This is a genomic window from Paraburkholderia agricolaris, assembly GCF_009455635.1.
In the GTDB taxonomy this organism is placed as follows: domain Bacteria; phylum Pseudomonadota; class Gammaproteobacteria; order Burkholderiales; family Burkholderiaceae; genus Paraburkholderia; species Paraburkholderia agricolaris.
In genome coordinates this window covers 2,846,206-2,867,510 of record NZ_QPER01000002.1, presented here as the reverse complement: position 1 = coordinate 2,867,510, position 21,305 = coordinate 2,846,206, and the positions used below count along the sequence as shown (strand labels likewise).

The 21,305-nt window shown below is 61.7% G+C and carries 19 protein-coding genes, 1 pseudogene and 1 riboswitch; of the genes and pseudogenes, 9 read left to right on the top strand and 11 right to left on the bottom strand.

What is annotated here, in order from left to right:
* Positions 1-264 precede the first annotated feature (264 nt).
* Positions 265-714, top strand: coding sequence for an ester cyclase (locus GH665_RS34090; protein WP_153142435.1), 450 nt, complete (start codon positions 265-267; stop codon positions 712-714).
* 15 nt (positions 715-729) lie between these two features.
* Here the strand turns inward: GH665_RS34090 and GH665_RS34085 are convergent, their stop codons facing one another.
* On the bottom strand, positions 730-1,251 hold the full coding sequence (locus tag GH665_RS34085) for a cupin domain-containing protein (RefSeq protein WP_174771773.1): 522 nt from the start codon (positions 1,249-1,251) through the stop codon (positions 730-732).
* Positions 1,251-1,985 (bottom strand): NAD-dependent epimerase/dehydratase family protein, encoded by a 735-nt coding sequence (locus GH665_RS34080; protein ID WP_153141483.1) that lies wholly within the window; start codon positions 1,983-1,985, stop codon positions 1,251-1,253. Before GH665_RS34080 ends, GH665_RS34085 begins: the two co-directional genes overlap by 1 nt.
* Before the next feature lie 141 nt (positions 1,986-2,126).
* On the opposite strand from GH665_RS34080, the gene pdxR reads away from it, so the two are divergent.
* Entirely contained in the window at positions 2,127-3,662 is a 1,536-nt protein-coding gene (gene pdxR / locus GH665_RS34075) for a MocR-like pyridoxine biosynthesis transcription factor PdxR (RefSeq protein WP_153141482.1), read from the top strand.
* 257 nt (positions 3,663-3,919) lie between these two features.
* Complete coding sequence (locus GH665_RS34070) at positions 3,920-5,032, top strand: hybrid sensor histidine kinase/response regulator (protein WP_153141481.1); 1,113 nt, start codon at positions 3,920-3,922, stop codon at positions 5,030-5,032.
* Between the two features lie 48 nt (positions 5,033-5,080).
* Here the strand turns inward: GH665_RS34070 and GH665_RS34065 are convergent, their stop codons facing one another.
* Positions 5,081-7,630, bottom strand: a complete 2,550-nt coding sequence (locus tag GH665_RS34065; protein WP_153142433.1) for a response regulator — start codon at positions 7,628-7,630, stop codon at positions 5,081-5,083.
* A 17-nt stretch (positions 7,631-7,647) separates the two neighbouring features.
* Positions 7,648-8,874, bottom strand: a complete 1,227-nt coding sequence (locus GH665_RS34060; RefSeq protein WP_153141480.1) for a hypothetical protein — start codon at positions 8,872-8,874, stop codon at positions 7,648-7,650.
* 334 nt (positions 8,875-9,208) lie between these two features.
* On the opposite strand from GH665_RS34060, the gene GH665_RS34055 reads away from it, so the two are divergent.
* Positions 9,209-9,442, top strand: a complete 234-nt coding sequence (locus GH665_RS34055; RefSeq protein ID WP_153141479.1) for a hypothetical protein — start codon at positions 9,209-9,211, stop codon at positions 9,440-9,442.
* Positions 9,443-9,541: 99 nt separating this feature from the next.
* On the opposite strand, the gene GH665_RS34050 is transcribed toward GH665_RS34055, so the two are convergent.
* Positions 9,542-10,300 (bottom strand): SDR family oxidoreductase, encoded by a 759-nt coding sequence (locus tag GH665_RS34050; RefSeq protein ID WP_153141478.1) that lies wholly within the window; start codon positions 10,298-10,300, stop codon positions 9,542-9,544.
* A gap of 90 nt (positions 10,301-10,390) precedes the next feature.
* Positions 10,391-11,140, bottom strand: coding sequence for an SDR family oxidoreductase (locus GH665_RS34045; RefSeq protein ID WP_153141477.1), 750 nt, complete (start codon positions 11,138-11,140; stop codon positions 10,391-10,393).
* 120 nt (positions 11,141-11,260) lie between these two features.
* Here GH665_RS34045 and GH665_RS34040 point away from each other — a divergent pair, with 120 nt between their 5' ends.
* Complete coding sequence (locus GH665_RS34040) at positions 11,261-12,193, top strand: AraC family transcriptional regulator (RefSeq protein WP_153141476.1); 933 nt, start codon at positions 11,261-11,263, stop codon at positions 12,191-12,193.
* A 103-nt stretch (positions 12,194-12,296) separates the two neighbouring features.
* On the opposite strand, the gene GH665_RS34035 is transcribed toward GH665_RS34040, so the two are convergent.
* Positions 12,297-13,454 (bottom strand): pyridoxal phosphate-dependent aminotransferase, encoded by a 1,158-nt coding sequence (locus GH665_RS34035; protein ID WP_153141475.1) that lies wholly within the window; start codon positions 13,452-13,454, stop codon positions 12,297-12,299.
* A gap of 62 nt (positions 13,455-13,516) precedes the next feature.
* On the opposite strand from GH665_RS34035, the gene GH665_RS34030 reads away from it, so the two are divergent.
* Entirely contained in the window at positions 13,517-14,143 is a 627-nt protein-coding gene (locus tag GH665_RS34030; protein WP_153141474.1) for a GntR family transcriptional regulator, read from the top strand.
* Positions 14,144-14,537: 394 nt separating this feature from the next.
* On the opposite strand, the pseudogene GH665_RS34025 reads toward GH665_RS34030, so the two are convergent.
* Positions 14,538-15,503, bottom strand: a pseudogene (locus GH665_RS34025) (D-2-hydroxyacid dehydrogenase family protein); the annotation flags it as partial.
* A 302-nt stretch (positions 15,504-15,805) separates the two neighbouring features.
* On the opposite strand from GH665_RS34025, the gene GH665_RS34020 reads away from it, so the two are divergent.
* Positions 15,806-16,711, top strand: a complete 906-nt coding sequence (locus GH665_RS34020; RefSeq protein WP_153141472.1) for an NAD(P)-dependent oxidoreductase — start codon at positions 15,806-15,808, stop codon at positions 16,709-16,711.
* A gap of 186 nt (positions 16,712-16,897) precedes the next feature.
* Here the strand turns inward: GH665_RS34020 and GH665_RS34015 are convergent, their stop codons facing one another.
* Entirely contained in the window at positions 16,898-17,968 is a 1,071-nt protein-coding gene (locus GH665_RS34015; protein WP_153141471.1) for a helix-turn-helix domain-containing protein, read from the bottom strand.
* 25 nt (positions 17,969-17,993) lie between these two features.
* Positions 17,994-18,383, bottom strand: coding sequence for a hypothetical protein (locus GH665_RS34010; protein WP_153141470.1), 390 nt, complete (start codon positions 18,381-18,383; stop codon positions 17,994-17,996).
* Positions 18,384-18,427: 44 nt separating this feature from the next.
* A riboswitch (SAM-I-IV-variant riboswitch) is annotated at positions 18,428-18,532 on the bottom strand.
* 144 nt (positions 18,533-18,676) lie between these two features.
* Between GH665_RS34010 and GH665_RS34005 the strand changes: the two genes are divergently transcribed.
* Positions 18,677-19,039, top strand: coding sequence for a translation initiation factor Sui1 (locus GH665_RS34005; RefSeq protein ID WP_153141469.1), 363 nt, complete (start codon positions 18,677-18,679; stop codon positions 19,037-19,039).
* A gap of 24 nt (positions 19,040-19,063) precedes the next feature.
* Here GH665_RS34005 and GH665_RS34000 read toward each other — a convergent pair whose 3' ends face one another.
* Entirely contained in the window at positions 19,064-19,957 is an 894-nt protein-coding gene (locus GH665_RS34000; RefSeq protein ID WP_153141468.1) for a LysR substrate-binding domain-containing protein, read from the bottom strand.
* A 101-nt stretch (positions 19,958-20,058) separates the two neighbouring features.
* On the opposite strand from GH665_RS34000, the gene psrA reads away from it, so the two are divergent.
* A complete protein-coding gene (psrA, locus tag GH665_RS33995) occupies positions 20,059-21,150 on the top strand; it encodes an iron-containing alcohol dehydrogenase PsrA (protein WP_153141467.1) in 1,092 nt (363 codons plus the stop codon).
* Positions 21,151-21,305: the final 155 nt, after the last annotated feature.

Below are 21,305 nucleotides of genomic sequence, written 5' to 3'. Positions count from 1 at the left end.
CCAAAGCGGTCACCCGAACGATGAATTCAATCGATTGAGGGTTACTCACCCGGGAAATTTTTCGCCGACCTTGCCGACCGTGCAATCGCACGCATAAGACAACGCAGTGAGTCGAACGCGAGTGACCGCCGTCACCATAATCCGCCTGTCGATCGAGTATCTCGGCAAGAAACGGGGGGCGGGTGACTGCTTGCATCGATATTGTTGGTGCAGAGGGAAGCGATTGCGTTTCCCCTTCTCAACTACATCGATGAGGAATTCACCATGTCCAAGGAAGATGACAACAAGGCCGTTGTGGGTCGCTGGTTCACTGATTTCTGGGGCAAGACATGCAACATCGGCATCGTCGACGAACTTGCCGCCCCCGACATGCTTCTTCAATACTCGCTGCACGAACCACGCCGCGGCCGCGAGAACATCAAGGCCTTCATGACCGGTTTTCGCGAAGCTTTCCCGAACCTCAATTTCTGGGGCGCAGCCGATCTCATTGCCGAGGGAGACTATGTAGTGGGTCGCTGGGAGGGTGGCGGCACACACACCGGTCCGGCATTCGGCGATTTCCTTATTGGATCGTTGCCCGCTGCGACCGGCCGGAAAATGCACTTCACCGGCACGACCGTGCTACGTCTCAAAGACGGCAAGATAGTTGAGGAAATCGGGCTGGACGATGGCGTGACCGCGCTGCGACAGCTTGGACTCATCAACGCAGCGTGATCGACGGCGACTGGCTCAAGGGTTCGGCGGCAACACCAGCGGCCCGCAACCGGTGTCGGTGACGAAAGTCGCAAGCAGCCTCGCCGGGTGGGTCGGATCGGGATTCTCGGCGAACAGATGGAGCGCGCGCGGCGGTTCGAACCACGTTTGTCCGCTCACGTAGTCGAGGGGCGCGCCGCCCTCCAGTTGCGAGCGGATCGTCCCCTCCAATACGACGGCCGTCACCGAACCCGGGTGACGATGCGCCGGCGTAAAGCCGAGCGGTGGAAAGTCGACGATGGCCGTCGTTATCGACTTGCCCGGTGCGTCAGGCAGTGCTTCGCACGATAGAACCTTGACCGTCGAAGCAGGACGGCGCGTGGTGCGGGCATCCGGCGACACGCCAGACAGCAACGGTGCCGCGCCGCCCGCGCATAGATTCGCAATCCAGTCGATCGCTGAACGGGGCGCCGCCGGGCCGGCCATCAGCACGGACGCTACGATCGCGGCAAGCATCGTGGGCCTGCCCGACAGGTCCGGCAAAATGCGCGGGGTCATCAATGCTGCACCGATCGCCAGTCCGGCGACCACGCCAATTCACGCTTCGCCTTTGCGCTGCTGACTTCGGCGGCATCCTCCGCGATGTTGTACACGCCTGCCTTGCCCCGTTGAAGGGCAAGCATCGCCGCATACGCTGCGGCTTCAACGTGCAGCGGGCTCGACCCGGCCGCAGCATCGGCTCCGGTGCCAGGCCCGTAAATCTGCCCATACCTCAGGACTGTGCCAGTCAGCGATCTCGCCTCCAGCACATGTTGCTCGAGTGCGGCGACACCCCGCACGCTCGTACCGCGCGTACCTTGCGCGTCGATGTCGAGCGGGCAGCTTTCGTCGTAAGGCGTCGCGCCGGGCCGATATGCCCACGCAATGCTTTGCGCAATCATGCGGCTGCTGCCGGCCGAAACTGCGGCGGCGACCAGGTTTCGCGTTCCCTCGTCACGTATCCTGGCGTTGGCTGTCACCGCCTGAGCCATCCGGGCAGGGTCGAGGCCCGGGGGCAAGTCGGTCAATTGATGAATCACGGTTTGCGGCGCGATGTGAAGCAGCGCGTTGCGTAAGGCGAGTGCGTCGAATACATCGGCAACCACTGGCGTGGCACCTGCGTCCTCGAGTTTTTTAGCCCGCTCCACGCGCCGCGTGCTGCCGAACACCGTATAGCCGGCGGCAATCAGGAGCGGCACAAGCGCGGTGCCAATTGCGCCGCTTGCACCCGCTACAAAAACCCTATCTGCCATTTATCTTCTCCTCCTGTCTGCAATGGTGAATGTCTGCCACGGTATGGCGTGCTTTCGATAAAGACGACGATATGGCTTTTAATGGTCACAAAAAAGATCCATTATTACGAAATTGATTGAGCCAATCTGGAAAGAGTGACGATGCGCCGAGCCGAACAGATTGAACTTGCACTGGCGCCGCGACCGGCCGGTATGTCGCTGCAACGCTGGCTATATGACGAACTGCGCTCGGCGATCCTGACGGGCCGTCTGCTGCCGGGCGCGCGCTTGCCGTCGTCGCGCGATCTCGCCGTCCGATTCGGTTTGTCACGCGGAACGGTACTGGGCGTGTTTTCGCAACTCGACGCTGAAGGCTATCTGACGGGCGCCGTAGGACGAGGCAGTTTCGTCGCGCCGGAACTGCCCGAACTGTCCGGGCGGCATACCGATAGCGGCGATCGCTTGTCGAACAGGAAGCGCGACGGACGGTCGGTCGCTCGCGACCGCCATCGCGATACCGATGGCGGCGCTCAAGCGCGTGCCGTCGCGCTCTCGATCCGTGGCCGTCTGCTCGCGCGAAGCGCTTTTGATGTAAGCGGCCGCCCCGGTCCCGCCAGGGCTTTTCGTTCCAGTCAACCTGATCTCGATGCGTTCCCGTTCGAACTGTGGGCACGGCTGGCGGCAAGACGCGTACGCCGCACCCGGCGAGATCTGCTGGGCGACGGTGAAGCACAAGGATACCGGCCGCTGCGCGAGGCGATTGCCGGCTATGTGGGGATATCTCGTGGTATCCGGTGTACCGCCGGAAATGTCGTGATGCTAGGCAGTGTCCAGCAGGCCATCGATCTGGGCGCGCGTTTACTGCTCGATCCGGGCGACGCAGCGTGGATTGAAGATCCGGGCTATCAGGGCGCGCGTTTCGTGCTCGAAGCAGCGGGTGCGCGGGTTGTCGGCGTGCCTGTCGATGCCAGCGGTATCAATGTGGACTGGGCGCGGCAGCACGCCCCCGACGCACGTCTGGCCTATGTCACGGCCGGGCGGCAGGCGCCGTTGGGGCCGTCGCTCGCGCTCGAACGGCGGTTGTCGCTGCTCGAGTGGGCGCGGGATCGAGGCGCCGTTATCATCGAGGACGACTACGACAGCGAATACCGCTTCGAGGGCAATCCTCTGGCCGCAATGAAGAGTCTCGACGACGATGGACACGTGATCTACTGCGGCACCTTCAGCAAATTGCTGTTTCCCGCGCTGCGGACCGCGTACGCGATCTTGCCCGACCGCCTGGTCGATCCGTTCGTGGCCGCATTGTCGTTGACGGCGCGGCATGTTCCACTGGATCAGCAATCGGTCCTGCATGAATTCATCGCGGAAGGCCATTTTGGCCGGCATATCCGGCGCATGCGCATGCTGTACGGCGAACGCGCCGAAGCACTGAAGGTGGCCGCCGACCGGCATCTTTCCGGACTCCTGCATGTTCCGCGAATCATCGCGGGCCTCGATGCGCCGGCGTTTTTTCAACCCGGTACCGACGACGCCGACATGGCGCGCCGGGCGGCGCGCGCGGGCCTCGAGACGCGCCCGCTGTCGCTGTATGCGATCGACCGTCCGGCGCCGCCGGGGCTGGTGCTGGGCTTTGCGTCTGTCGACAGCAAAGCAATCGAGTCGGGGATTGTCGCTCTTGCGCGTGCGCTGGAGCGTTGACCGGCGATCCACCTGGCTGCATCGACCGATTTGCGGCATCGCGGCCGGCCAGATAGATCAGTGATATTTACCAATCGTGCCGGTTCGATCCTGCTGTGCGTCTTGCATGCCTTGCTCGATTCTGAAAATCGCTTACGATAGCCGCTGGCTTTACCCTTCAAGGGCGGCTACGCCAGGGTGCCCAATCCGGCGTATCTGATCTGATTGTTTTATTACCCGCGAATGGCTCTGTTCAAATTCGATCTGCCGGGAATTCGATGAGCGACACCATGCAAGCGCCGTTTTCCATCCTGTTCGTCGATGACGACGAGATGTCGCGCAACCACTTCGCCCGCGCGATCCGTGAGGACTACCACGTGCGTATCGCTCGAGGCGCAGACGAGGCGATGGCCGTACTGAGTGAGTACGCAGCGGAGATCGCCGTACTGGTGACCGATTTCCGCATGCCGGAGCGGCGTGGAGACGATCTGTTGCGTCAGGTAGCGCAGGAACATCCGCAAATCGTGCGGATCCTTGTGACCGCCTATGCGGACAAGGACATGCTGTTGCAGACGGTCAATACCGGTGACGTATTCCGCATTCTCGAAAAGCCGCTTCGGGTCGAAACGGTGCGCGAGGTCCTGCGGCAGGCCACCGCGCGCTACGCCGAGCGGGAAACGCGCCAGCAGCGCCTGTTGGCAATGGATGAGACGCTTGCTTTCCTCGCCCATGAACTGAATACGCCATTGGCAACGATCTCGCTCTTTGCGCGTGCTGTCGAAACCGACGTTGCCGAGCAATACGATCCGGAGCGTCAAAGGGCGATCGGCCAGGCGGCAACGTCAATGCAGAACAATGCGCAATACTGTCTGACGCTGATCTCATCTTTCTGGGCGGCCGTGCACCAGAACGGAGGCCAGCCGTTTGCGTCGGGCGCTGGAACGCGCAAGGTCAAGGCGACACAATTGATCGCAACCTTGCTCGATACCTATCCGTTTACCGCCTCGCAGGGTGACTGGATACAGGTCGACGTACAAGGGGATTTCGTCGTGCACTCAATGCCCAATTGCGTCGCACTCGTACTCTCTTCGCTGCTCTCCAACGCGTTGCGTGCGCTCGACGGTGCAACCGCGCCTTCGTTACGCTTCGAGGTCGTGGATGCCCCCGAACCGGAGATCCGCATTCGCGACAACGGTCCGGGGATTGCGCCGGAGATCAAGGCGCGTCTGTTGCAGGACCCCGTCACAACCTACGCGGGGTCTGGCGGCCACGGCATGGGCATGATTTTTTGCAACCGCATCATGCAATCTTTAGGTGGACGCCTCGGGATCGAATCCACCCTGGGTGCGGGTACGACGATAACGATGAGTTTTCCCCGTTTCAGAAGTTGAACACGCACCGCAGATACCGGGGAGCCACCCGACGGCTACACTCGGCCGCTATCCACCGCTTAGCACGTCCCGATGATCGCGACGTGCGTTCGCCGAAACGAAATACGTCTGCAGTGCGTCAGCAGTGCGTTCACCCAACATGCAAACCCATTCAAGCCAGTCAGGTTCTGAAGGCCATTCGCCTCCTACCACCCGCGGATAAATCTGCCTCGTGAACTGATACAGCGCCTTTGCCCCGATATTGCCGCTGATGCCAAGAAGGCGGTGCAATGCATCGTGTGTCGATTCGAGGTCACGAGCTGCCACACTGGCCGGGAGTCGCGCCACGAGCAAGCGAATCTGTTCAATGCCATTGAGGAACGACTGATCCAGCAAATCAAGCGTTACCAGCTCTTCGAGATGTTTCTCGTCAAGCAGACTGTCTTCCGCGATCGTTGCAGGTTTTCTGATCGGGCCAGCCGATGTTTGCGATAGATCCGCCTTCGCTGAAGCGTTCAACGCACGTTGCTGGGCAAACTGTCTGGCAAGCGACGCATACAGCGAACTGACCTGCACCGGTTTGATCATGACCTCGTTCATTCCTGCAGCGAGGCATGCCTGTACGGCGTCCATATCGGATTGACTGGTCAAGGCAATGATGGGGACGTTGACATATGAGTCGGCACGATTACGAATCAACGCAGTGACTTCCACACCGCCCATGCCAGGCATATTCAGATCCATCACGATGGCATCGATGGCGTCGTTCTCCTCCAGCCCGGCGAGCACCGCCTGCCCATGTTCGGCCTCGACGACGCTCGCGCCGCATCGCTCCAGATAGCCTTTGGCAACCAGCCTGCTGTAGGTGTCGTCGTCCGCTACCAGGATCGTCTTGCCGTCGAAGCCGTCGAATCTCTCGTTCAGATGATGCCGGCTGCCGTTTTCGAAGAGCGTCTGCAGAGTGTTGATCAATTCCACCACGCTGCAGGATTTGCTGATGAGTTCGTCCATGCCCGCTCGCCGTGCGAGGACGCGTGCCACATTGCTGGGCTCTACCGTGTAGGCCGCGATCAGAACATTCCAGTTAGGATCCTGACGGCCCGCGCGGATTTTTTCGCTGGTCGTGTAGCCGTCCAGACCCGGCATGTTGATGTCCATCAGCACGAGATCCCACAGCGTTGCCTGCCGAAGCATGCCCAGCGCCGTCTCGCCGTTTGCGGCCTCGCTCACGTTCGCGCCCAACTTCGATAGCGCGCGACGGATTCTCGCCCGTTGACCGGCATCGTCGTCGACGATGAGAATGCGTTTCCCGCTGAAAAATGGCGCGGCACGTTCAAAGATCCTGTGCTCGTGCTCCGCAACCTCGCTCTCCTGAACGGCCGGAAACTGCAGCGTGAATTGCGTAAATTTGCCGACTTCCGAGCGGCAACTGATCGTGCCGCCAAAAGCGCGCATCGCGCGCTGGCAGTAGGCCAGTCCCAATCCTGTGCCAGTCGAATTTCCCGCTGTACGGAAGGGCTCGAACAGATGCGGCAGAATGTCGGGCGAAATCCCCGGGCCGGTGTCGTGAACGATAACGGACTGCCGGTCGATCGTGAGTGTGAGCGTTGCCAATGGATGCGTGGCAATGTGATGAAGCGCGTTCTTGATCAGATTGAACAGGGTGAAAAGATAGACGGTTTCGTCGACCTTGAAAGTGAAATCTTCCAGCACCGCGAGTCTGACCTTGCTGCGTTCCTTTTCATCGCCGAAGCCGTATTCGTCCAGCGCTTTACGTGTGGTATTCGCCGCACTCAGATAGGCGCGGTAATCCGAGCGAATCGGTTTTGCGCTGACTTCGTCCAGTGTCATTGCGATAATGCGCAGGCCTCGCTCAATCGACAACTGGCCGTGAGCCACATGACGATAAAGCACGGCCGCCTGGTCGTGCGGCAACGCCGGCGACCGGTCGGATTCCGTCGTGGCGGGCAGCGCTTCTTCCACGCGATCCAGAACGTGTTTCAGCTGGCTGAGGGGATTACGCATTTCATGGGCGATCGAGCCCGCGAGGGCCTGCAAAGCCCGGTTTCGTTCGACAAAGATGCGTCCTTTGCTGATTGCATAGCTGAACGCCATGCTGCACAGAACGACAACGGGCAGCACGGCGAGATCCGACTGATTGGCCGCGCTCAGAACGATCGGAGCCGGTGAGGTGGCCACCGCGGCCAGCGTGCCGGAAAAAATACCGATGCCTATGCAGGCCATCAGCAAAAGCGGATTGTCGATACACAGGGCCATGATGAAAAGCATCATGACCTCGGTCATCATCCACATGGTGGAGAATGAATTTCTGATCGCGAGGAATGTACAAACAAACGGCAATACGTAGATCAGGCAGCAATGCCAGTAGATCAGCAGGGCGTTGTTAAAGCGCTTGGGCCAACGCGCCTGAAAGATCAACGGAATGCAGATGGCCGCCGCACTCAATCGAAGCCAGAGGTTGTCGTACGGCTGCGGCAGGACATAGGTCCAGACGACGTAGTAAATGGGGTGGCACAGGAGGCCGAGTATGCCTCCCCATCGAATTGCAAGCCGGCTTCGTTCCAGCAAATCCCGCATACTCTCGCGCGGCATCACCATCTGGCCTCCAATGACGTTCACGACCCTATCAGTTCATGTTTGCCACGACGTTGGCTATTCAGGGCGATCGTCGAACCATCTTTGCCGTGAAAAGGTCCGACCGAAAACCCGTACTTCTTCAGAAGACCGTGAGTATATGAAACAGACCACACAGGAGGGCTGCCGATGATGAAATCGGAAGCGATGCCTTCCTGCCAGGCCGCGTAGCCTTCGGCAAAACAGGTATAGCAATCGCGGGTGGTCGGCAGTCTGAACGGAAAGATGGTGTTGAGTCCGGCCGGGCCACGGGCGAAGCACTCAATATATAACGTGTGGGCGCGTGATGCGAGTTCAGCCTCGGTGCTTGCTGCCCGGGGGTGAGAATCGTCAATCCAGAACTGTGCCCGCTTGAGGTCGGAAGACGTGAGGTAGGGCACGCTGGTACTGCTGACGAGAATTGCACCATCGAACTGTGGCAATGGAGTGTCCTGACTGAATGTGTGCACCGAAACCCGGATGCGTCCCGACAGATCCGCGGCCATCAGTTCCTTGGCCTGCTCCGTCAGCAGGTTCACCTTGTCCGGCAAGTCGATCAGAACAAGCTCCTTCGGTGCATCTTTATAGAGCAGGTATTTAGCCGCGGTAATGCCGAGCCGCCCGGCAGCACCGAATAGCGCGAGCTTCGTCTTGCCGAATTCGAGCGCAAGTTCATTGCAGCAGTGGACGGCCCAGTCTTTCAGCATCGCTGCGGTGGCGGCATGTCCCGTGGTGATATGAGGCGGCTTTGTATGGCGGGGGAGTGCTCCGTAGTTGCAGGCATAGGGCGTGGAGGCGCCCATCGCCACCATGCTCAATCCCGCTTGTCTTGCCAGTTCCAGCGCGGGAAAAAATTGCGTCTCCCGAAATCGCTTGATACCGCGTGGACTCCCAAGCCACAACTCGAGAGGAACTGGACACGCAATATTGGCCCCTATGAGCTGGGAGTCCGAATAGATAGGCGATGCAATAAAAGGCTTCGCATTCCAAAGTTCCTCTTCGAATGACGCCTGTCGGTGTTTCACATTATGAAATGAAAATGAAAGCGTATCCCAGTCCGTCGCGTGAAATAAAAATCCGATGCCGCCTTGACCGGCGGGCAGGTTGTCCCGTATCTCCTCGGGATGAATGATGTGTTTGAGTGTCAAGGGCGCACTATTGGCGGGCAGGTTCAGCTTGGCCCGCTCATTGAAATGGGGTGAGATTTCCTTATGAAGAGACGTTCTCATTTGTTTTTCCTTAGGTTGAACTCACGCTGAATGGCCAGCGCAGCGTCGTAAGTCAGGATTGACCGACGATCCGTCAACTCTAGAGAAATCCGCTGCGGTGTGTCCGTCTGTTCGGTCGCATCGAGAAAGTTGCCTGAGCCTTCCGTGCATGCAATCGACGAATCGACGCTAAGCGAGCAACCGTCAACGAGTGGCGTGGAGCCTGATGGGTTTTCCAGTCTGCGAGGTCGGCACTGGATGGCAGCATCTTTGCTGCATTTCGCGATTTGCGATGATTTTTTGGCAGATAATCCGCCGTGGGGTATCCGTTCAAAATCCTGAAGAGGACGTTGCCATGAGAGTCATGCTCGGCTTGCTCGGTGTAGCTGCATTCGGCGCAGCGCTCGGTCCACTCGGCTGGCTGGTATGGCTTGCCCATACCCATGCGCTCACAACTATCCTGACCTATCAACTCGTGATTGCGGTGCTGGTCGCCTTATTGATAGGGGCGTGCTGTCTGGCGGCCAACTGCTCGTTGAATCGCCGCTCCCCCGTGCCCCCTGTCGCCCAGACTTTGCAGCGCAGGTAGGCAGCGAGCGGCGGGGAGCACGTCACCTGGCAAAACCCCGCAATCCGCGAATCATGCTCCCCGCCGGCCATTGCGACGGAACCTGTATTTCAGGTTGCATCACCACGGGATTGTTTCATTTTCCCAGCGCGTGAAGGTCCCTGTGGGGCTGTCCGGGCCCAGCAGCGCGACACGCACCGCTTCGCGAGCGCCTGCCTCGACAGGCTCTGTGCCGGCATATCCATTGAGATTCGTTCTGGTAAAGCCCGGGGAGACAGCATTGACCTTGATTCCGTCCGGCTCGAGTTCAATCGCCATGGCTACGGTCAAAGCGTTGAGAGCCGTCTTGGAGGCCGGATAGACGGGGCCGAAGATCGCACGGTAGGCGAAGGCCGGGTCCGAGTTCGCCGTCAACGAGCCAACGCCACTCGACACGTTGACGATGCGGGCACCGGGCGTCTCGCGCAAGACCGGCAGCATTGCCTGATAAACGGCGAGAACGCCGAACACATTGGTGTCCCACACCGCGCGCATTTCATCGAGCGACACATTGCTCGGGCGCGTCGTTTTGACGTACTCCTCGACGGACTGGCCAGGCAGCCTGCTCGTATTCGAAATGGCCGCATTCTGGATGAGCACGTCGAGGCGGCCAAACTCCTTGCTCACGCGTCCGGCCGCGGCTGTGATCGAAGCCTGGTCCGTCACGTCGAGTTGAAGTGCGTGGGCGTTCGGCCCAACCTCCTTAGCCGCAGCCTCGCCGCGTTCGAGATTGCGCGAGCCGACCAGCACAGTGAAGCCATGTGCCGCGAGATCCCTGGCAATCTGAAGACCGATTCCTTGATTGGCGCCGGTGACCAGGGCGACGGGTTTGTCCTGCATGGCAATCTCCTTGTGGTATTCCTTGTGTTATTGCGCTATCGCGCGCAGAAGCCATTGCCGATTTCAGTTCAGGGCAATGGCACGGGTCGGTCAGCGAACCTCGGCTGCCCATGCCTCGGCGTCGGCACCGGCGGGAATGCGCAGCGGGGACGACGGGTCGGTCGCCGCGCGCCACACGGCTTCGGCGACGTCCTGTGCTTGCGTGATCGGGGCAGAGGTATCCCCCATCCTCGCAACAACGTCTTTGGCAAGGCCGGCATAGGCTTCGTGATCGAAGCCGTGTATATGGGCGCGCGCGTTCTCGCCAAAACGGGTGTCGGGCGCACGGCCCGGCAGCACCAGGTGCGTCCGCACGCCGAACGGTTCGAGTTCCAGCGCCATCGATTCGGTGAAAGCATTCACTGCCACCTTGCTCGCGCGGTACGCGGCGAGCAGGGGCAGCGCCTTTAGCGTCACACTCGACGTTACGTTGACGATGACGCCGGCCTTGCGCTGCCGAAACTGCGGCAATACGGCTTGCGTCACGGCGATCGTGCCGAAGGTGTTGGTCTCGAAGAGCTCACGTACCGTCGCGATCGGGACCAATTCGGCCGGGGCCGCCGCACCGAAGCCCGCGTTGTTGACGAGAACGTCGATTGGGCCCGCGGCCTCGACGGCCGCGCGAATGCTTTCGGGATTCGTGACGTCGAGCGCCAGCACGCGCAGGCGGTCAGAGGGTGGCAGCAGGTCGGTGCGCGGCGTGCGCATCGTGGCGACAACCTGCCAGTCGCGAGCCAGGAAGAAGCGGGCGGTCTCGAGGCCGAATCCGGAAGAGCAGCCGGTGATCAATACGGTTTTCATAGGAATTCCGGTTACCGGCAACAGGGTTGCCGGGGTTGTGGGTATGTGTCCATACGATAGATCGCCGATCCCGTACTTGCTACAATAAAAAATCCGAATTTCATTTGCAGGAGTCCGGTGATGATCGATCCGTTAGCCGACGTCGTGATGCTGCTGCAGCCGGGTGCCCGGTTCTCCAAACTCGTCCTCGGCGCTAGCCCGTGGCGCATCAGCCGCTCGGATGCCGGCCAGCCGTTCTATTGCGCGATTCTCGAGGGCGGCTGCCGCATCGCGATTGACGGGCACGAGCCGATCGAACTCCTCTCGGGTGATTTCGTCCTGATTCCGGCGGCCTATGGCGTCGCGATGTCGAGCCTCGAGCCGCCACAGCCGGGGATCGAGACGGCGGCCCCCGTCGCTTTGGGCAACGGCGAATTCAGAATTGGCGCCCCGGGCGGCCCGATCGACGTGCGCATGATGGCGGGTCACTGCAGCTTCGGTTCGCCCGATGCGTCGCTGCTGGTCTCGCTGTTGCCGCAACTCGTGCACGTTCGCGGCGAACAGCGGCTCGCCACGCTCGTGGAGCTTGTGCGGGAGGAATCACGCGAGCAGCGGCCGGCGCGCGAAGTCGTGTTGTCGCGGCTGCTGGAAGTGCTGCTTATCGAGGCGCTGCGGTCCATGGCAGGAACGGATGCGTCGCCGGGTCTGGTCCGGGGGCTATCCGACAGCCGTCTCGCGGTCGCGATCCGCGGAATGCACGAACGCCCGACGCACGCGTGGACGGTGGCTGAACTCGCGAAGGAGGCCGCGCTCTCCCGCTCGACCTTTTTCGAACGCTTCAGTCGCGCGGTGGGCGTTGCGCCGATGGAGTATCTGCTCACCTGGCGCATGGCGCTCGCGAAGAACTTGCTGCGCCGTAACGAAGGCCGGGTCGCCGAGATTGCGCAACGCGTCGGCTACAGCTCCGCCAGTACCTTCAGCGTTGCCTTCACGCGGCACGTCGGCCGTCCGCCGACGCAGTATGCGCGCGAGGAGCAGGCGGCCGCGGCCGGGCTGCCTGGCCCGTATCAATGAACGGCTCCGTGCGGCGAGACTCCGATCGTGCGAATGATGTGGAATGCAGATTAATAGGTGACTGGCGCACGCGCGCCGTACTATTCGGCTTTATCTGACCGCCTCATGTCTGCCACGACCGGCGTACGCGCTCGCGAATGTCATGCAGGCGCGCAACGGATTCGTTGGAGAAAACGAAACGCAGATAGCGGTCCGCCCCGGGTCCCCAATTCGTCATCGGGGTAGCGGCGACCTTGCCGCGTTCGAGCAGCAGCTTCGATGCATCGGCCGGCTCCAGACCCAGCTTGCGGGTGTCGATGAGCATCGACCAGCCGCCATGCGGACGGATCACCGGCAGATCAGCAAGCGCGCTCATCAGGAAGTCGCGACGGCGCTCCCATTCCGCGACCGCTGCGGCCACGCCGTCGTCGGTTGCCGTCAGCGCGGCGGTGGCGCCGGGCATCGCGATTCCAACCTGGCACACCACGTTAGAGAGGCTCACGAGACGTACGTCGTTCATGATCGACGCGGGTCCGACGATCCAGCCGACGCGCCAGCCGATCATCCGGTACTCCTTCGAAACCGCGCCGATAGTGATGGTACGTTCACGCATGCCGGGCAAACCGGCGGGATGAATGACCTCGCGCCCGTCGAACAGGATGCGTTCCATCGCTGCGTCATAAACCAGCCAGATGCCATGGCGCTCGCAATGTGCCGTTATCGCGAGCCATTCATCCCGCGATGCGACGTAGCCGCCCGGCATCGAAGGCGACATGATCAGCAGCGCTTTCGTGCGCGGCCCGATCGCCGCGGCAAGACTGTCGAGGTCGAGCCGCCAGCCGTCGGCACCGGGTTGCAGCCGCGCGAATCTCGGCACGCCCGCGGCCAGATGCACCCGGTTGATCAGGCCGGCGTAGGTGGGATCCGTCAGCACGACCTCGTCGCCCGGCTCGAGAATCGACAGCAGCACATTGAAAATCCCCGCCAGACCGCCGGCAGAGACGATGCATTCGCTCGCCGCGTCATATGCGACGCCTGCAGCGCGGCCGACCCGGCCCGCGGCCGCCGCGCGCAATGCAGCCTGGCCGGTAAAGGGCAGGTAGCTGTTGGCCGCGTCGTCGTCGATGGCCTCGTGGGTAGTGGCCAGCGCCTGCGCCGGCGGCCGCAGGTCGGTATCGAGATTTTCAAGCCTTAGAATGTCCGCGTCGCGCAGGGAATCCGCGGCGTCGCCGATCCGGTCGACTCCAATACCAGGGATATTTCTTAGGCGAGATACCGTCACGTGGACCTCCAATATAGTTTTAATATATTAAAGTGAAAAAATCTGCAGATGGCAAGCTCTCTTTGACTTCACTCGCCGATCGCCTGCGCGAGCGCATCGCGGACGGCACCCTGGTGCCGGGGACGCAGTTGCGGCAGGATCTGATTGCGAAGGAATTCGGCACCAGCCACATTCCGGTGCGGGAGGCGTTCGTGCAGTTGCAGGCCAGCGGGTTTGTCACGATCGTGCCGAACCGTGGCGCATTCGTCTCCGCGATGACGAGGCTCGAAGCGGCCGAGTTGACGGAAATGCGGATCGCGCTCGAGCTGCTGGCACTCGACTCCGCTATCGACGCGTTCGGCGCGGACGACGAAACCGCAGTCCGCGCCATCCTCGAGCACGACGAGAATGCGCACGAGGTCGAGCACTGGTCGATCGACAACTGGGCATTTCATCGGGCTATCTATCAGCCGTGCGGCAAGCGGCATCTGCTGGAGACGCTGGAAGCAATCTGGCGCAAGACCGACCGGTATCTGCGGCTCGTCTGGCAACTGGAACGCTACCAGCGCATCTCGCTCGCGGAGCATCATGCGATCCTCGATGCCGTGCTTGCCCACGACCGGCGCACCGCGAAGCGCCTGACGAAAGCGCATATCGAGGCAGCCGGCGTCGTGATGCAGGACGCGCTGCGCGAAGCCCGGCAAGGCTGAGGCGACGAGCGGGTTCGAGCTAGCCGGGCCGGTTCGCGCCCGTTGTCGTTTCGCAGAACGTAACCAGGTCGAACTGCTTATTTTCCGTGGCTCAATTGGCCGGCGGCGAGTCCGTCCCCGGTATGCCGCGGCTGGCGCGCAGATAGGCGACGCCGGCCGGGCTGACCGTCACCTCGGCCACGCTGCCGGGTGAATGCGTGCGCGTCAGATAACCGCGCGCGCAGGCATCCTCCCAAACCGGCAGCCGTGGGCACGAGGTGCGCCAGACTTCCATCGCTTCACTGTAGGGGCGGGCGCCGGACCCAATCCATTCCAGCAGGTCGAGGATCAGCGGTTCGACCGGATCGTGCGTGTCCGTTCCGGGGTTGACGGCGTCGCGGGATACGGCTCGCGGCAGCACCTCCGGATTGACTACGTGGATGGGTTGCCCGGCTGCATAGGAGACGATCTGATCGAAGATGTCGGAGAACTGGACCTCATATTCGTCCTCCGTGACATAGCCAATATGCGGCGTGCAGACCACGTTAGGCATGCGCAATAGTGGATGCCGGGAGTCGCGCAACGGTTCTTCTTCATAGACGTCCACCGCCGCCATGCCGGGCCGGCCCGCGTGTAACGCCTGTTCCAATGCGCCCGGCGCAATCAGGCCGGCGCGACTGGTGTTGACCAGCAGTGCGGAGGGTTTCATCCTGGCCAGGTCTTCGGCCGTCACGATGCCACGGGTGTCGTTCACGAGGCGCATGTGCAGCGAGAGCACGTCGCAGGCCTCGAAGAAAGCGTGCTTGTCCGGCGCGACATCCCAGCCGTCTTCACGGGCCCGTTGCAGCGAAGCCTCCCTCGCCCAGACCAGCACCTTCATGCCGAACGCGGCGCCGTAGCGCGCGACCTCGGCGCCGATGCGGCCGTATCCGTAGATGCCGAGCGTGCGCCCGCGCAGGCTGCGGCCCACGCCCATCTGCCAGCGGCCGGCCTGCAGCGCCTGCATCTGCTGCGGAATCTGGCGCATGGCCGCGATCACCAGACCCCAGGTCAGTTCGGCCGCGGCATAGGAAGGGCTGCCGGCGTGCTGGTTCGACGACACGATCACGCCGCGTTCGGTGCAGGCGCCAATGTCGATATGCGGATAGACGCTGCGCTGACTGATCAGCCGCAGCTTCGGCAACCGGGCGATCAACGGCGCGCGGATCTGGGTGCGCTCACGGATCAGCACCAGCACCTCGGTGTCACGCAGGCGTTCGGCCAGCGCATCGACCTCCTGCACATGGTCGTTCCATACGGTGACGGTATGGCCGTCCAGTTTGTGGAAGCACGGCAGGCCCCGCAGTGTGTCGAAATAATCGTCCAGAATCGTGATGTTCATGGTGACCCCTTCTCTTGCCATCCTCTTATCCTGAGCGCCGCAGCGTGAACAGTAAAATGAAATTATTTGAGGAATTGGTGCATTTTTCTTATGAAAATCGGCTGCCCCGGCGGCAGGCATGATGGTGGCGATTTAGATAGACTGAGCGGCGTCGCCCGGCTCAAGCGACACCGTCCGGAGAGCGCGCCACAGGGTAGGTCGCCAAAGCGGCCACCCTGCTGTTGTGCCTGCGCGCTGCATCCGCAGGCGCACCGATCCACCCAACCGTGGCCACAAGCCATGGATAAGAAACGGAGACACGCATGAAAACAGGATTCATCGGCCTTGGCGTGATGGGACAACCCATGGCGCTCAACCTCGCCCGCGCGGGTACCGGACTGATCGTGTGGAACCGCACGCCGGAACGTTGCACTGCGTTGCGCGACGCGGGCGCGCAGGTTGCGGAGAGTGCCGGCGACGTGTTCCGGCAAGCCCGCATCGTGATCCTGATGATGGCGACGGATACGGCGCTCGACGCGGTGCTCGGGCGCCATACCGCGGACTTCGCGGCGAACGTCGCGCAGCACACGATCGTGCACATGGGAACGACCTCGGCCGACTATTCGCGTGGACTCGAAGCCGACATCCGCGCCGCGGGAGGGCGCTATGTCGAAGCACCTGTTTCGGGTTCGCGCAAGCCGGCCGAAGCGGGGCAACTGGTGGCGATGCTGGCGGGCGAGCCCGCAGCCGTCGAAGAAGTGCGTCCGCTCCTCAAGCCGATGTGCCATGAAACAGTGGTCTGTGGGGCGGTGCCGACGGGGCTTCTGATGAAGCTGTCGGTCAACACGTTTCTGATTCCGATGGTGACCGCGATTGCCGAGGCGTCGCATCTGGCGCGGCGCTATGGACTCGATATGAAGCAATTCCAGGCCGTGCTCGACGCGGGGCCGATGGCGAGCAACGTTTCGCGTGTGAAGGTCGACAAGCTCGTGAACGAGGATTTCACGGTGCAGGCGTCGATCCTCGACGTGCTGAAGAACAACCGGCTCGCGGCCGAAGCGGCGCGCAGTGCGAACCTCGCGTCGCCGCTACTGGATGTCTGCTTTGACCTCTATACCGAGACCGTCGAGCTTGGTCACGGTCAGGCCGATATGGCGGCCGTCGTGCACGCGATCGAAGCGCGCACCGAGGCGAGAAACAACGCCGGCAGCACAGAGGGTCAAGCCTAGTTGATGGGCGCGAACGTCAGGCCTGGCCAGGCCGGTTTGAATCACGGCCGGCCATGCCGTAGCCGTACCAAGCTGTACATCATGCGCTGCTGCTATCCGCTATCGCGGCGCTCAACGCATGATGCACAAGAGCAGGATCAACCGCGATCCGATCCGACCAGGCATGCGCTATCCGCCGGTGCACATCTATCTGAAACGCTCCTGCGCTGTTTGCCCGCGCTGGAGCAAGGGCGCGTACGCGTGCAATTCCCTTGGCGCGATGTCGAACGCGCGCCGGAATGCACGCGTAAAGCTCGACGCATCGTTGAAACCCAGCCCCGCGGCAATGTCCTGGACTTCCAGATGCGGAAAGCGCACCAGTTCATCGGCCGCCATGCGCAGCCTGCGGCGGCGGATATAAGCGGCGAGGCCGCCCTCGTGTTCAAAGAGGCGATACACGCTGGCGCGCGATAGATGCAGCGACGCCAACACGCTGTCGGGTGACAAAGCCGGATCGTGCAGATTGGCTTCGACATACCGTCGAACCTGTCCATAAACAGCAGCACGCACTGCTGCGCGGCCATTGCCGGAAAGACCCGCTTCACGGCCGAACGCTGCGGCGAGCAGTTCTATCGCAGTGACGAAGGACTGATGCGCTGCCTCCTTGCTCAGTCCGACGATTTGTTGCTTCAGCGCCACCAGATGGTCGATCAGCATCCGTGTCAGAGGTGTGGTGGCGTGAATCGAGCGGCCATGCAGCGAGGCGGCATCCGGGAACGATCTTTCCACCAGGGCGCGCGGCACAAAAAGGAGCAGTAGCCGGCCATGAAAACTCTGGATGGTGCACGGCTGATCCATATCCAGCGCGAGGATACTGGGCACTTGTGGTGTGTGCGGCGCGTCGCAGCGCGGCTTGCCGCCGAGGAACTGCGCCGGCAGTCCTTCAAGAAACACGCTGAAGCTGATGTCGCGAACGCTTTCGGTCGACACCCGGCCCAGCGACCGCACAGCCACGTTCGGCCCGGTGCGGAAGTCGAAGAAGCTCAGATTGTCGATCGTGTAGCGAGACAGCGAGGCCGCGAACGTATCCTCAGCGTGGCTGGAGGAAGGCCTTATGTCGTAGACAGGACTCATCCGCTCCTGCCAGGCCAGAAAACTTTGACTGGCGTCGCCTTGAACGCTGAACGTACTGTGCACGATGCCGGCAGCAAGCGTTGGTGGCTCCGGCAACAACAAGCGGCCAGGCGACAGGGCAGTATGCAGCGGGTCGTTGTTCAAGGCGGCGCTCGTTGCTGATTTTCATCTAGCATGTACACGCTAATTCGCGCGTGGAGCGACCGGACGGCCGATCATTTTCTACCGCCTTGCTGGAATCCGGCCGAACAAACAGGTGTTCCAGGCGAATCCGCAATACGCCGTCGAGAGCCAACAGTTTCTCGCGCAGCAATTGGGCTTGCCGTTCGCCGATATCGTCCAGAACGATCTTCTGGTCCAGGATATTGCCGCTTCGCAGCACCACGAAACTGCTGACGGAAACCTGCTGGTCTTTCAGATGTGCGGCGACCCGTGACACCACGTCCATGCTTGCAATGGAGACGAGATGGATGACGTGGGTGAGCTGGAAACCCGGCAGGTGGCGCGACCAGTTTTCTGCGTGGTCGACCGCGGGTGGTGAGGAGAGATCTTCGCGCATACAAGCTCCGGAAAGTAAGTTGGTTCGAACCGGTGCAAGCTATGCCGCTCCCGCTTCGTTGCCGTCAATCGGCCGCATCGCCCTTAAGGCTTCCACCTTGCCCGGGAAGGCAGGTTGGCGTCGGACTCGTCCGACTCTGGATGCAGGGCACATAATAGCAAAAGTGCGCAAATCAGCCAATTGGCCGCGCGCGCTCCTTGGCGTTCAATGCCGGAGCTGGCAAGAAGCGGCTCAGTCGCATTTGCTAAACTCGTTGCGGTTCCTGACCTTTCGTGTCTTTCAATAAGCCAATCATGAAGAGCAGTTCAAAAGGCGGCCTTGTCTATTCCACCGACGGCGGCCGGATGTGTCCCGAATGCAGGCAGGCGCTCGCGGAATGCATCTGCAAAACGGTTGCGAAAGCACAAACCGCGGGCGATGGCGTAGTGCGCGTGACGCGCGAGACCAAGGGCCGCGGCGGCAAGAGCGTGACGATCGTTAAAGGGTTGGCGCTGGATCCTCTGGCTCTCGCGTTGCTAGGCAAGCAGTTGCGCACAGCCTGCGGTTCCGGCGGAACGGTCAAGGACGGTGTGATCGAAGTGCAGGGCGATCATTGCGACCGGGTCGTCGAAGCGTTGAAGAAGTACGGCCACAGCGCGAAGCGGGCCGGAGGCTAGCCGCTTCATCGGCCGCTATCGCGTTTAACGCAGGGCGCCCCCAGCGTCTTTTTCGATCAGTACCTGATTGACCACCTCAAGGAACGCCTGCACGAGCCGCGCGGTTTTACGCTCGGCGAGGCAGGCGACATGCGCGTGGGTCACCACCTGCTCGCCGTGGATCGTCAGCTTGCGCAGCCGCGAATCGTCGACGTGTTCGCGCTCCGACACCGCGGCTATGCCGAGTCCGAGTATGACCGCTTCGCGTACGGCCTCGCGGCTGCCCACTTCCAGCGAAAAGTTCGGCGCGATGCCGTGCTGACGTAGTGCGTCTTCGAGTGCCTTGCGGGTCGTGGAGCCCGGTTCGCGCATGATCATCGCTTCGTCGCGCAGTTCTTCCAGACGGACGCTGCGCCGGCGCGCCAGCCGATGTGCCGCCGGCACGATGATGACCAGCGGGTGCTGCCGATAGGGCACGTAATGGAGCAGAGGGTTGGCGCCGTATTGCGCCAGCACCGCGACGTCCGTTTCATACGACAACAGGCCGCGCACGGTTTCCTCCGAGTTGCCGAGCCGGATCGATACGCGTAATCCCGGATAGCGCAGATGGAACGCTGCGACGATTTCCATGGCGTGGAGTGGTCCGACCGCGCCCACGCGGATGATCCCGGTGCTCAGACCCGCTGATTCCTTCAGAAAGTCGATGGCCTCCTGTTCGTTGCCGAACATCCGCTGGGCAATCGCGAACAGGGTCTCCCCAGCCGCGCTCAGCATGATTCGCCGGCCGCTGCGGTGGAACAACTCCACCCCGTAACTTTCCTCCAGATCCCGCACCTGGGTTGTGACAGTCGGCTGGCTGACGTGCAGCGCCCGGGCGGCGCCGGTCACGCTGCCGTGCTTGCCGACGGCGTAGAACGAGCGCAATTGAGTAAGTCGCATAGGTTGGCTCAATACATCGATCGAAAAATTTGTATTTTTACTATACATCGATGTTTCCCATAATTCATCCGTAACGAACACCCACCAAACGAGGGGAGACGATGAACGGTGTTTTCTGGAATCCAGTAGAGGTGAATTTCGGCCCCGGTTGTATCGAGCGGCTGCCCGAAATTCTCAACGGCCGCCGCGCGGTGGTCGTGACTTTCGCCGAGGCGGCGCAGCTCGGGCTCGTGCAACGTGTGCGCGAGTTGTGTGGCGATAGCGTGGTCGCGGTGATCGACGACGTGCAACCGAACCCGGACGTCACCCATATCGCCGGCATGTACCGCGACTTCTGGCGCAGGCACGAGAACTGCCCCGTGGTGGTCGCGATCGGCGGCGGCAGCGTGCTCGACACGGCCAAAACGCTGATGGTCGGTACGCAAAGCAATGAGTTCGACGAACTGCTGGCCTTGCTCGACACGGGCAAGCCGTTCACGCCGCCGCGCGTGAAATCGCTGATCACGGTGCCGACTACCGCGGGCACCGGCAGCGAAGTGACGCCGTGGGCGACGATCTGGGATCGCACGATCAAGCAACGCAAGTATTCGCTGCAACTTCCGCAGACGTGGCCGGAAGCCGCGATCGTCGATCCGGATCTCACGCTGTCGCTGCCGCACTCGGTCACGGTGCAGAGTGGCCTCGATGCGCTGTCGCATGCGCTAGAAGCCATCTGGAACGTCAATGCGAATCCGATTTCCGACGAATTCGCCGTGTCCGCAGCGCGCGACATGCTTGCCACGCTGCCGGCGCTGGTCGCCAATCTGCAGGACCGGACGCTACGCGAGCGCGCTTCGCTCGCCGCGCTCAAAGCCGGGCTCGCGTTCTCGAACACGAAGACCGCACTGGCTCATTCCATTTCGTATGAGATGACGATCCATCACGGTCTGCCCCATGGCATCGCCTGTTCATTCACGCTGCCCATGGTGCTGGATCTCGCGCTTGGAAAGAACGCGTCGCGCGATGCCGTGCTCGCGAAAGTCTTCCCGTGTCCGCTGGCCGATGCGCGCGACTACCTGACCGGTTTTCTCGAAGCACTCGGCGTGCGTACCTCGTTTTCGAGCTATGGCGTGAGCGCCGAGGAATCGGACCGGATGATCGCGCACGCCTTGAGCGGCCCACGCGGACGCAATTTCATCGCTGCCGCGGCCTGACGTTCTGGCAGCAGCGAGATAACGGGAGCAGCATCACCATACGGTGAGTGAGGAGGAAAAGAATCATCCGGTCTGGCACCGGCGTATCTTGCAGCACAACAAAAGCCGCATGAACGGCATGTGCCGAGGCAGCGGACGTCAGACGACGTCACGGG